The 11,865-nt window shown below is 47.9% G+C and carries 8 protein-coding genes; 5 read left to right on the forward strand and 3 right to left on the reverse strand.

Features of this window, described 5'->3' with window-relative positions:
* Positions 1-299 precede the first annotated feature (299 nt).
* Positions 300-1,679, reverse strand: coding sequence for a UDP-N-acetylmuramate--L-alanine ligase (gene murC, locus HMPREF1548_RS03645; RefSeq protein WP_021634403.1), 1,380 nt, complete (start codon positions 1,677-1,679; stop codon positions 300-302).
* Between the two features lie 461 nt (positions 1,680-2,140).
* Here murC and HMPREF1548_RS03655 point away from each other — a divergent pair, with 461 nt between their 5' ends.
* From HMPREF1548_RS03655 to thrS, 5 genes are all read left to right on the forward strand, one after another.
* Positions 2,141-3,415, forward strand: a complete 1,275-nt coding sequence (locus tag HMPREF1548_RS03655; protein ID WP_021634405.1) for a glucose-1-phosphate adenylyltransferase — start codon at positions 2,141-2,143, stop codon at positions 3,413-3,415.
* Positions 3,412-4,530: a glucose-1-phosphate adenylyltransferase subunit GlgD gene (gene glgD / locus HMPREF1548_RS03660; protein WP_021634406.1), complete on the forward strand. Its 1,119-nt coding sequence runs from the start codon at positions 3,412-3,414 to the stop codon at positions 4,528-4,530. The genes HMPREF1548_RS03655 and glgD overlap by 4 nt, the downstream gene beginning before the upstream one ends.
* Before the next feature lie 21 nt (positions 4,531-4,551).
* Positions 4,552-4,827 (forward strand): septation regulator SpoVG, encoded by a 276-nt coding sequence (gene spoVG, locus HMPREF1548_RS03665; protein WP_021634407.1) that lies wholly within the window; start codon positions 4,552-4,554, stop codon positions 4,825-4,827.
* Positions 4,828-5,155: 328 nt separating this feature from the next.
* On the forward strand, positions 5,156-6,967 hold the full coding sequence (locus HMPREF1548_RS03670; RefSeq protein WP_021634409.1) for a DUF885 domain-containing protein: 1,812 nt from the start codon (positions 5,156-5,158) through the stop codon (positions 6,965-6,967).
* A gap of 427 nt (positions 6,968-7,394) precedes the next feature.
* The gene (gene thrS, locus HMPREF1548_RS03675) at positions 7,395-9,152 is read left to right on the forward strand and encodes a threonine--tRNA ligase (protein WP_035320916.1); all 1,758 of its coding nucleotides are present in this window, start codon (positions 7,395-7,397) and stop codon (positions 9,150-9,152) included.
* A gap of 69 nt (positions 9,153-9,221) precedes the next feature.
* On the opposite strand, the gene HMPREF1548_RS03680 is transcribed toward thrS, so the two are convergent.
* Together HMPREF1548_RS03680 and HMPREF1548_RS03685 are read right to left on the reverse strand one after the other, a co-directional pair.
* Complete coding sequence (locus tag HMPREF1548_RS03680) at positions 9,222-10,637, reverse strand: hypothetical protein (protein WP_021634412.1); 1,416 nt, start codon at positions 10,635-10,637, stop codon at positions 9,222-9,224.
* Positions 10,638-10,662: 25 nt separating this feature from the next.
* Entirely contained in the window at positions 10,663-11,148 is a 486-nt protein-coding gene (locus tag HMPREF1548_RS03685) for a sigma-70 family RNA polymerase sigma factor (RefSeq protein WP_021634413.1), read from the reverse strand.
* Between the last annotated feature and the right edge of the window lie 717 nt (positions 11,149-11,865).

Genomic DNA, 11,865 nt, shown 5'->3' on the forward strand with positions numbered 1-11,865 from the left:
CCTATTTCTTCTATTATTAACCAAGACGTAACCGCTCAATACCTTCACAGCTACATCAAACCGCACAAAAGCCAGGCGGCTTTGTGCATTTCATATTTTAAGCAAATGCATTATATCATACGAATGTGGAAAAAGAAACAGTCAAATTGCCGAAAAACCTTGTAAATACTGGGTTTGCGGAAATTGTGGATAATGTGGAAAGTGTGGATGAACCTGTGAATATGACGCAAAATCAAGGAAGGAGAAAGTAAAATATCCACACTTTTCATACACATGAAAAATGTGGATATTGTGGATAACTATCGTTTCAGAAGGTTTTCTCCGATATTTACAACGTCTCCGGCCCCCATAGTTATCAACAGGTCACCGGCAGTGCAATTTTCTAAAATAAAGTTTTGTATTTCTTCAAAGGATGGGAAATAATGGCATTCCGTACCTTTTTTACCGATTTCTTCCTGCAGATCGCGGGAGCTGATTCCCAGGGTATCCGTTTCGCGGGCGGCATAAATATCGGCGAGAATGACCTTATCCGCCAGGGACAGCGCGTCTGCAAAATCAGAAAGGAAGGCTTTTGTCCTGGTATAGGTATGGGGCTGGAATACGCACCAGAGGGTTTTATGGGGATAATTCACAGCAGCCTTGAGAGTTGCTGTAATTTCTGTGGGATGATGCGCATAATCATCTACTATGGTGATGCCGTCCAGGCTGCCTTTATACTCAAAGCGGCGATCCGTGCCCGTAAAATTCTTCAGGGCGCGGGAAGCGGTTCCCATGTCAAGCTGCAGATAATCTGCAAGCGCAAGCGCCGCCAGGGCATTCAGGATATTATGTTCCCCGGGCACTCCCAGAGATACGGGAACGGGTGAGCCGTTCCTTCGGTTGAGCGTAAATCCGGCATGGGCAAGCTCATCATGGCTGATATCGGTCGGGTAATAATCGCAGGTCTCCAAAGAGCCAAAAGTGATTACGGAACAGGCCAGGCCCTCTGTAATTTCACGGTAGTCTGGAATATCGCCGTTGATAATCAGAACCCCGTCTTCCGGAAGAAGCTGGGCGAATCTGCGGAAGGAGGAACGGATATCCGCCAGATCCCGGAAGAAGTCCAGATGATCCTCTTCTATATTAAGTATGATCCCAATACGGGGATAGAAGCTGAGGAAGCTGTTAGTATATTCGCAGGCCTCCGTAACGAAAAGGTCGGACTTGCCAACCCTGATATTTCCATGGATAGCTTTCAGGATTCCGCCAACGGAAATGGTGGGATCTGCTTTGGCCTCCAGAAGTATTTCTGTAATCATGGAGGTGGTGGTGGTTTTACCGTGAGTTCCGCTGACCGCCACGGGGGTTTTGTAGTTGCGCATCATCTGTCCCAGAAGCTGTGCGCGGGTCAGGCTGGGAAGCCCCAGCTCTTCCATGGCGGCGTATTCCGGGTTGTCTTTGTGGATAGCGGCGGTATATACCACCAGATCGATATCATCGGTTATATTTTCACGACGCTGCCCGTAGTGGATGACGGCGCCTTCTTTCTCCAGAAGTTCGGTAAGTGACGATTTTTTCATGTCGGAGCCGGATACACGGAAGCCTTCGGAGAGAAGAATCTCTGCCAGGCCGCTCATGCTGATGCCGCCTATGCCGATGAAGTAAACGTGAACCGGATGATTAAAATCTACTTGATACATAAGGATACCCTTCCTGTTTTTTATTTGGACAAAGCCTGGCAGGAACTATGAAGGTAAAAAGCCGCAATTATCCGTCAGCCATTGATACCCTCCACTGACAGTGTACGCAAAGTAAGCAGTCTTTGTTCATTCTGATATGTATTATACGCATTCATGAAAAAAAAACCAATAGGCAATTACAAAAAGAAAAGACCGGAAAAGGATTTTTGCGCGAAAAAGCGCATATTTTGTGGAAAATAGAAGAAAGATGCATAACTGGGAGGGGTAATATCTTATATAAAATACATAATACCGCAAAATGAAAGGTTTGAAATATGTAAAATATACACAAAATTTAAAAAAATACAACAGAAAGAAATTGTAAAAGATTATTCACTTTTGTACAAGCATGTGGTATAATCTTATTACGTTATATACGTAAATCTATGCAGAATATGGATGCAGAAACATGAGGTGATGACATGATTAAGAAAGAAATGATTGCTATGCTGCTTGCTGGCGGTCAGGGAAGCAGGCTGGGTGTGCTGACCTCCAAAGTGGCGAAACCTGCCGTGTCCTTCGGCGGCAAGTACCGGATTATTGATTTCCCATTAAGCAACTGTATTAATTCAGGCGTGGATACGGTAGGTGTACTGACACAGTATCAGCCACTTAGATTGAATACCCATATCGGGATCGGTATTCCGTGGGATTTGGACAGAAATATAGGCGGCGTAACGGTTCTTCCTCCTTATGAAAAGAGTGAGAACAGCGAGTGGTATACCGGAACGGCCAATGCCATCTATCAGAACATTGATTACATGGACAGTTATAATCCGGACTATGTATTGATCCTGTCAGGGGATCATATTTATAAAATGGATTATGAGGTAATGCTTGATTTCCATAAGCAGAACGGCGCAGAGTGCACGATTGCGGTAATGCCTGTACCGATCGACGAAGCGAAGCGCTTTGGTATTGTCATCACGGACGAAAACAGCAAGATAACAGACTTTGAAGAAAAACCCGAGAATCCCAGAAGCAACCTGGCCTCTATGGGAATCTACATATTTAACTGGAAAACTCTGAAGGAAGCTCTCATTGCCAGATCCGATCAGCCCAATCTGGATTTCGGAAAACATGTCATTCCTTATTGTCATGAAAAAGGCGCTCCGATGTATGCCTATGAATTCAATGGTTACTGGAAGGACGTAGGAACCCTGAACTCATACTGGGAAGCGAATATGGAACTGATTGATATCGTTCCCGAATTCAATCTGTATGAGGAATATTGGAAAATCTATACAAAGAGCGAGATTCTCCCGCCGCAGTATATTGCTCCGGAGGGGGTTATTGAGAGAAGTATTATCGGCGAAGGCTCAGAGATTTACGGAAAGGTATACAATTCCGTTATCGGCTGCGGCGTTACCATCGGCAAGGATTCGGTAGTGCGCGATTCCATCATCATGAATAATACGGTTATCGGAAGCGGCTGTGAGCTGAACAAGGCGATTATTGCCGAAAATGTACAGGTAGGAGAAGGCGTGAAGATGGGCGTGGGAGAGGAAGCTGAGAATGATATCGCTCCCCACATCTATAACAGCGGTATTGTTACCATTGGAGAAAAGAGTACGATACCAAAGGGAATTACTATCGGAAAGAATACGGTTGTGTTCGGTGAGACGGCGGCTGAGGACTATGAAGGCGGCACTCTTGCAAGCGGGAAATCTTTGATTAAGGCAGGTGACGAACAGTGAGAGCGATAGGAATTATTTTAGCAGGCGGCAATAACCACAGGATGAAGGAATTATCCCAGAAGAGAGCTATCGGGGCAATGCCTATCGCAGGCAGCTACAGAAGCATCGACTTCGCCCTCAGCAATATGTCCAATTCCCACATCCAGAAAATAGGCGTTTTTACCCAGTATAATGCCAGAAGTCTGAATGAGCATCTGAATTCCTCCAAATGGTGGGATTTCGGCCGTAAGCAGGGAGGGCTGTTCGTGTTCACTCCTACGGTAACTGCGGACAACAGCTACTGGTACAGAGGGACTGCGGATGCCATTTATCAGAATCTTTCCTTCCTGAAGAGCAGCCATGAGCCTTATGTAGTGATTGCATCCGGTGACTGTGTTTATAAAATGGATTATAATAAGGTACTGGAATACCATATTGAGAAGAAGGCCGACATCACGGTGGTGTGCAAGGACATGCCAATCGGCGCGAATGTGGAACGTTACGGCACCATCAAGATGAACGAGGACAGCAGGATTGAGGAATTCGAGGAAAAGCCCATTGTGGCGAAATCCAACACAATTTCCTGCGGCATCTATGTAATCAGGCGCCGCCTGCTCATTGAAATGATTGAGCGCTGCGCCATGGAAGACAGATACGATTTCGTGAAGGACATCCTGATCCGTTATAAGAACCAGAAGAGAATTTACGGTTATAAGATCAAGGAATACTGGCGCAATATTGCGTCCGTAGAAGATTATTTTTCCACGAATATGGATTTCCTGAAGCCGGAAATCAGGGATTACTTCTTCAAGCAGTATCCTGATGTTTATTCCAAGGTGGACGACCTGCCTCCCGCAAAGTACAATGTGGGCGCCAAGGTCAGCAACAGCCTGATTTCCAGCGGCTGTATCGTAAATGGTACGGTGGAGGATTCTGTGATATTCAAGAAGTCCTTTGTGGGCAATAACTGCTATATTAAGAACTCCATTATCTTAAATGACGTTTATATAGGAGACAACACACACATTGAGAACTGCATCGTAGAGAGCAGGGATACGATCCGTGCAAATACCTTCTACAAAGGAGAAGACGGAATTAAGATTGTGGTTGAGAAGAACGAGAGGTATGTCATCTAAAGATAAAAGGGGGAATCTCAAATGAAGATTACAGACGTGCGTGTGCGGAAAATCACTAAAGAGGGAAAGATGAAAGCCATCGTATCTATTACAATTGATGATGAGTTTGTCGTTCACGATATAAAAGTAATTGAAGGAGAGAAGGGGTTGTTTATAGCGATGCCCAGCAAGAAGGCTACTGATGGAGAGTACCGGGACATTGCGCATCCGATTAACCAGGCTACGAGAGAGAATATCCAGAGGATTATCCTGGAAAGATATGAAGCGGCGCTGCTGGAACCGGATGATGGAATTTGATTCTTACTAAGGCGGGAATGCGGAAGGCATTCCCGTTTTTTTATTCCATGGGAAAGTACTCCTATGGAATAAAAAACGTTCCGCGAGAATCGCACTGCGGCGGAAAGGAATCATGCCGCTAAAGCGACCCGACGCAGGCGGAGAATTACGCAAGCGAGATTCTTTTTTACCTGGCGGTATACATTTCATAGAGAAGGCGGTATAGTAATACAGAAGGCAGCAGTGAGGGGACTGAACAGCTGCTGCAGAAGAGGAAGGCGGCCAGGAAGGGCCTGAATGGCTGTGTATAAAAGCTCATCGGAAGGAAAGCTTGAAAAGGAGTAGGCAGATGCAAAGAGAGAGGCAAAAGGGAAACAGAGATTTTGGAAACAGGCATATAGCCTTGTTTCTCTCCCTTGTATTATTAATTTTATGTCTGGTGCCGGGGTGCGATACGCTGGCGGTGGGTATTGGCGGGGATGCCGGTTCTGATACGGCGGCCGTATTTGACAGCTTTACACGGGATCTGTTTATTGATTTGGCTTCCCAGGACGAGCTTACGCTGAATTATACGCTGGCGGATCCTTCGGCCTATGGGATTATGGAAGCAAAATCGGTTTTCGGCAGTTATTCACTGGAAAATCAGAAGGCGGAAGAGGAGCTGGACGAACAGCTGCTGGAAGCGCTGAAGGGAATCCGGGAAAAGGATCTGACCGGGGAACGGCTTCTTACCTATAAGATCCTGAAGGAGGTTCTGGAAAAAGAACAGGCGGGGAAAGGGCTGGAGCTGTATGCTGAGCCGCTGAGCCCCACTATCGGGATGCAGACGGAGCTTCCTGTACTGTTGGCGGAGTATCATTTTTACAGAAAAGAGAGCGTGGATACTTATCTGAAGCTTCTGGGGCAAATCGACGAGTATTACCGGCAGATTCTCGAATTTGAGCAGGAAAAGGCGAAGGCAGGGCTTTTTATGGGGACGCGCATGGCGGATCAGGTGCTTGCCTCCTGCGAGCCTTACATGGAGGCGCCGGAGGGCGGTCTGATGGATCAGTCCTTCCGGGAGCGGCTGGAGGAAATGCCTGAACTGACGCCGGAAGAGAAAGAGGATTATATAAAAAAGAATCTGGAAGTGCTGGAAACACATTTTGTGCCTGCCTATGAGGAGCTGTATGCCGGACTCAAACAGCTCAGGGGCAGCGGAACCAACGAGCTGGGTATTTATTATCTGCCAGAGGGACGAAGATACTATGAATATCTGGTGGACAGCAGCATTTATACCTCTTTTTCCTCAGTTAACGATCTGCGCAAGGCGATAGAGGAGCAGCTGGAAAAGGACTGGGATGCTATTGTGGAAGTGTTGGATAATAATCCGGACGGACTGGAGGAGATGTGGGAGGAAAGCTTTTTCAGCGATGACCCGGAAACAGTGCTGACGTATTTGAAAAAAGAAGTGGAAAAGGCATATCCTGCGCTGCCGGAAAACGGCTACCAGATCAAGTATGTTCCGGAGAGCCTGGAAGCCAGCATGAGCCCGGCCTTTTACCTGACACCGCCCATGGATATGCCGCAGAACAATGTGATTTATATCAACAGAGGGAGCGGCAGCTATGATGTGCTGACGGTGCTGGCCCATGAGGGCTATCCGGGGCATTTGTATCAGAACGTTTATTACCTGGGCAGAGAAGTTCCGGAGGTAAGGCATGCGCTTAATTTTACGGCATATTCGGAGGGCTGGGCCACTTATGTGGAAAACCGCTCCTATCTGTTTGAAGACAATGGACTGGGGAACGTGATGGGAGAGCTTATGAGGCGGGATTCCTCCGTTACAAAGGCGGTTTATGCGCTGCTGGATATCAGAGTCAACTATGAAGGCTGGAACCGGGAAGAAACGGCTTCTTTTCTGCAGCAGATTTATAATCTGGACGAGGATACGGTCAATGAAATCTACGATGCCCTGATTGCCAATCCCGGCAATTATCTGCAGTATTATGCGGGATGCCTGGAAATAGAGAGGATGCGCGCGGAGGCGGAGGAGAAGCTGGGAGCCGCATTTGATGAGAAGGCATTCCATACCTTTATACTGGATATGGGACCGGCGCCGTTTACCATTATACGGGATTATTTTGATGAATGGCTGAAAACGGCCCAAAAAAGTGGTTGACTTTGAAAAAACACAATGCTAAGATACAGGTAAACAGACAAAAGCAATGAAGGAAAGAGTAGCCTTGCATCAGCGTAACCAGAGAGAAGGGCATCAGCTGAAAGCCCTTTTGCGAATGAAGAAGGTGAAGACCATTCCGGAGCCGCCATGTGAAGGCTGTCCGGGCAGATGCCGGTCAGAGATAAATATGGACGTATATCCGCGTTAAGGATTAGGGTTTGAAAGAATCTGAAGTGAAAAATTAAGGTGGAACCGTGCAGGATAGTGGGAAACGGAACCGGCGGAGGCATATTCAGTAAGTGCTTCAGGATGTGCGGGCCGTGGCCGTTAGGAAAAGAAAAATTATTGCACCCTTAGGAAAAGCAGCGATGGCTGTTTTTTCTGAGGGTGTTTTTTAATGCAGATAAAAGAAAAGGAGAAGAGAAAAATGGATGTTATTTTAAAGGATGGAAGCTTAGGCGAACAGAGCTTTGAAGACAGGGATGGGGCAAGGACCTTCCGTCATACGACTTCTCACATATTGGCGCAGGCCGTAAAGAAGCTGTATCCGGATGCAAAGCTGGCAATCGGACCTGCGATTGATGACGGATTTTATTATGATTTTGAATTCAGCAGCCCTATTTCCAGTGACGATTTCAAGGCAATTGAAAAGGAAATGAAGAAGATTGTGAAGGAACGGCTGCCAATGGAACGTTTTACCCTTCCCAGGGAAGAGGCGATTGCGCTGATGAAGGAGAGAAATGAAAGCTACAAGGTGGAGCTGATTGAGGATCTGCCGGAGGATGCAGTCATCAGCTTTTTCAGGCAGGGTGATTTTGTGGATCTGTGCGCAGGGCCTCATCTTTCCAATACCGGCTATGTGAAGGCCTTCCGGCTGACCAGCCTGGCGGGCGCTTACTGGAGAGGCAATGAGAAAAATAAGATGCTTACGCGTATTTATGGAACCTCTTTCCCGGATAAGGAGCAGCTGGAAGCGCATCTGGCAAGAATTGAGGAAGCAAAGAAGAGGGATCACAGGAAGCTGGGAAAAGAGCTGGGACTCTTCACTTTAATGGAAGAAGGCCCGGGTTTCCCGTTTTTCCTGCCCAAGGGCATGATTTTGAAGAATACGCTGATTGATTACTGGCGAAAGCTGCATGAAAGAGAAGGATATCAGGAGATATCCACGCCCATTCTTTTGAATAAGAAGCTTTGGGAGACTTCCGGGCATTGGGATCATTATCGGGAAAATATGTATACAACCGAGATAGATGAGGAAGAGTTTGCGGTAAAGCCCATGAATTGTCCGGGAGGTATGCTGGTATACAAATCCCAGCCCAGATCCTATCGGGATTTGCCGCTGCGGATCGGCGAGCTGGGGCTTGTGCACAGGCATGAAAAATCAGGGCAGCTCCATGGCCTGATGCGTGTCCGCTGCTTTACGCAGGATGATGCCCATATTTTTATGACGCAGGAGCAGATTACGGATGAAATCAAGGGCGTTATGCGGCTGATCAATGAAGTATACAGCAAATTCGGCTTTATCTATCACGTAGAGCTTTCCACACGTCCGGAAAACAGCATCGGCAGTGACGAGGACTGGGAGCTTGCAACACAAGGGCTGCGCAAGGCTCTGGAGGAAATCGGGATGGAATATGTGGTGAATGAGGGGGACGGCGCTTTCTACGGACCCAAGATCGATTTCCATCTGGAGGATTCTCTGGGGAGAACCTGGCAGTGCGGTACGATTCAGCTTGATTTCCAGCTGCCCATGCGTTTTGAGGCGGAGTATATGGGGGCGGATGGGGAAAAGCATCGTCCTATCATGATTCACAGGGTAGTGTATGGCTCCATTGAACGTTTCATCGGTATTCTGATCGAGCATTATGCGGGTAAATTCCCGTTATGGCTGGCGCCGGTGCAGGTGAAGGTACTGCCGATTTCCGAAAAATTCTTCGGTTATGCGGGAGATATCCTGCAGTCGCTCAAGGCAGCGGGAATCCGCTGTGAGATGGATAACCGGGATGAAAAAATCGGCTATAAAATCAGGAGCGCACAGATGGAAAAGGTGCCTTATATGCTGATTGTCGGCCAGAAGGAGGAGGAGAGCCAGACGGTATCCGTAAGAAGCAGAGAGGATGGGGATTTGGGAAGCTTTGCTCTGGAGGATTTTGTAAGGAAGGCGGCAAAAGAGGCTGAAGAATAATAAAATCTTTATAAAATGAAAAAATACCCGGGGCGGTGATGCAGATGCCCCGGGTATTTGCTTAAATGATTACGGCAGAACCCGGATTTCATCCGGTGTGGTCTGCGCAGGGATGCTCATGGTCATTATCTGATACCAGGCCAGGACTTTGGTGCCGGGTGTCAGGTCGGCGGCTGTCAGTTCTTTTTTGCCGTCCAGGGTTTTAATGACGGTATTTTCACCGATAAAGTAGATGATGTCCCGGTCGGTAACATATGCGGGAGTGCCGTCATTCATGGAGGTAATTTCGGTGATAGTGGCATAGGTCGGTGCAGCCATATCTTCAGGGACCTGACAGATAACCAGCTCCGCATTGGAAATGGGAGGAAGGCTTCTTGTCATCATAGGGCTGACATAGGCGTAAAGGGTTTCGCCTACCTTCAGATCCTTCAGCTTCTTAGGAATACAGTCTGTGGCTGTGAGTATCAGGGTATCCTCATTGATATTCAGGACGATGCGGGAATAGGGATCATTCTGGTTGTCATTTTCCAGCATAACCTGATTGCCGTTGATTTCCGTAACTGTGCCGTATACCTGGATGGAGGAAGGCATGGTGGTTTCGGGCAGGGCAGCTGTATCGCCGATGGCATTTCCAACAGGAGCTTCGTCGCTCATTCCGGACGCCACATGGAGCAGACCAGGTTCCAGACCTTCTTTTTCCAGCTTTTCAAGCATTTCTTCAGCCTCCTGACTGGTTTCAAATTCTCCGGAAACAATACAGAAGCTTCCGTCCTGGGCCTTCACCAGACTGCTGTCCAGAGTGCCGAGGGATTCCTGCAGCAGCGCGGTTTCCTCTCCGCCGGCCATCGCGTCGGAGGACAGATAGAAGACCTCGCGGATTTCATCGGCAGTGTCTGCAGGAGAAAGGCTCAGCTCCAGATAGCCGTCCGCCGTTTGCTCCGTCAGCTGAAAGGCCGTATTAATGGAAAGTTCCACCACAAAGCTGACTGCGGAATCATCCAGCAGGATGCTGCGGTAAACATCTTTTACCAGAGAGGAGTCCATTAATTCTTCACTGAGGGCATCAAAGTCAAAATCACGCACATCATACAGGGTGAAAACAAGACGGTGGGGGGCCAGCTTTTCTTCCATTTTATAGACGGGAACCTGTGTATCGGTGTCTGTTGTCTGGCGGCAGGGAATCCGATAGACTTCCGCTGCCTGGGTCTCCACGGGTTTCTCATCGGAAAAGGCCTGGGGAGTCACCGGGGTGTCTTGGGAACGTGCGGCCATAGGCGTGTCGGGTGTCTGGGTATTATTGCTTCCGGAAAACGGAAGTATGCGGAAGAGAACCACGATACACAGGCAGGCGGCCGCCAGAGAACCGAAGCCTGTAATCCATTTTTTTTCCGTATATCTCTTTCCCCGGTCCAGCCCCTTCTGAATGGAAGCGGAAAGGGAATCGGGAAGGGGTATATTGTTATAGCTTTCTTTTCCTTTATTCATAACAGCATCTCCTTTCTTAAATGAGTCAGACCGATACGGCGCTTTTCAGCTTGCCGATGATGCGGTACAGACGTGTTTTCACGGTGCTTTCAGGCAGCTTCAGGGTTTCGGCGATTTCACGGAAGCTCCGGTCTTCGAAGTACTTCAGGATAATCAGCGTTCTTTCATCCGGCTGCAAAGTGTTCAGCGCCTGGTAAAGATCAAGGCGGTCGTCAACGGATAAATCCTCTTCCCGGGCAGGAAGGGTATCATCCGGTACGATGAATTCGTATTTTTTCTGTTTTTTCAAAAGATCATAAGCACAATTGATGATGATACGGCTCATCCAGGTATCAAAAAATTCAGGATTTTCCAGTTTGCCCAGGTTTATAAAGCCTTTGTAGGTAGCCTCTGATATAATTTCCAGGGCATCGTGCTCGTTTTTGACATAACAGAAAGCGAGACGGTAAAATTTTGCCTTGTTGTTTTCCATATGCTGTGCGAATTGTTTCTTGCTTAAATGTTGGCTCATGTGCCCCACCTTCTTTCTAAAAGTCTTGTTTTCGTCCCTTTACATCTGTTAGACTGCCCGGGGAACAAAAAAGTTTGCGTTTCATTAAAAAAAATGTTAAAAATTTAGGTAGTGGGCAGTTCCGGGGAAGCCGGACGGCTTTATGGCTTCGTCGTTGTCCTGTCCCGTCCCCACCGGGGTGTCCCTGCTGTGTCTGTCCGGGGGGCGGGTGTTTTCTGCTGCCTTTCAGATTTGGGCCGTTTCTAAAAGCGGAAGGAAACCGCTTGGACGTCCCTGATTGCAGCATGAACTCGTCGCAGGCTCCTCAGACAATGCTGCATTGGCGGGTTAAGCGGTTTCCTTCCGCTTTAAGAAACGGCTCCAAATCTTCAAAGGCATCTGAAAACACCCGCTCCCCCGGACAGACACAGCAGGGACGCCCCGGCGGGGACGGGACAGGACAACGGCAAAGCATAAAGCCGTCCGGCTTCCCCGGAACTGCGCGCAGGTTGTAAGGGCGTTTTGTTCCTGTAGGTAATGAACTGAGGGAATACGTTTTTGAATTGGTATGAGTGTTGTATACTTTGGCAGTTTATTGTGTAAATGTTGGGCGGAGTTAGTGTTGGTGGTTAGTATAGCATATTTTCAGCAGAAGAGACAGAGATAAAGTGAGTGTGGGGAGCAAAGATTTGGGGCTGTTTCCGGGGGATGGGGGCGGTTCTGCTTTCAGGTGTCCCT

This window comes from Clostridium sp. KLE 1755 (assembly GCF_000466465.2).
Taxonomy (GTDB): domain Bacteria; phylum Bacillota; class Clostridia; order Lachnospirales; family Lachnospiraceae; genus Eisenbergiella; species Eisenbergiella porci.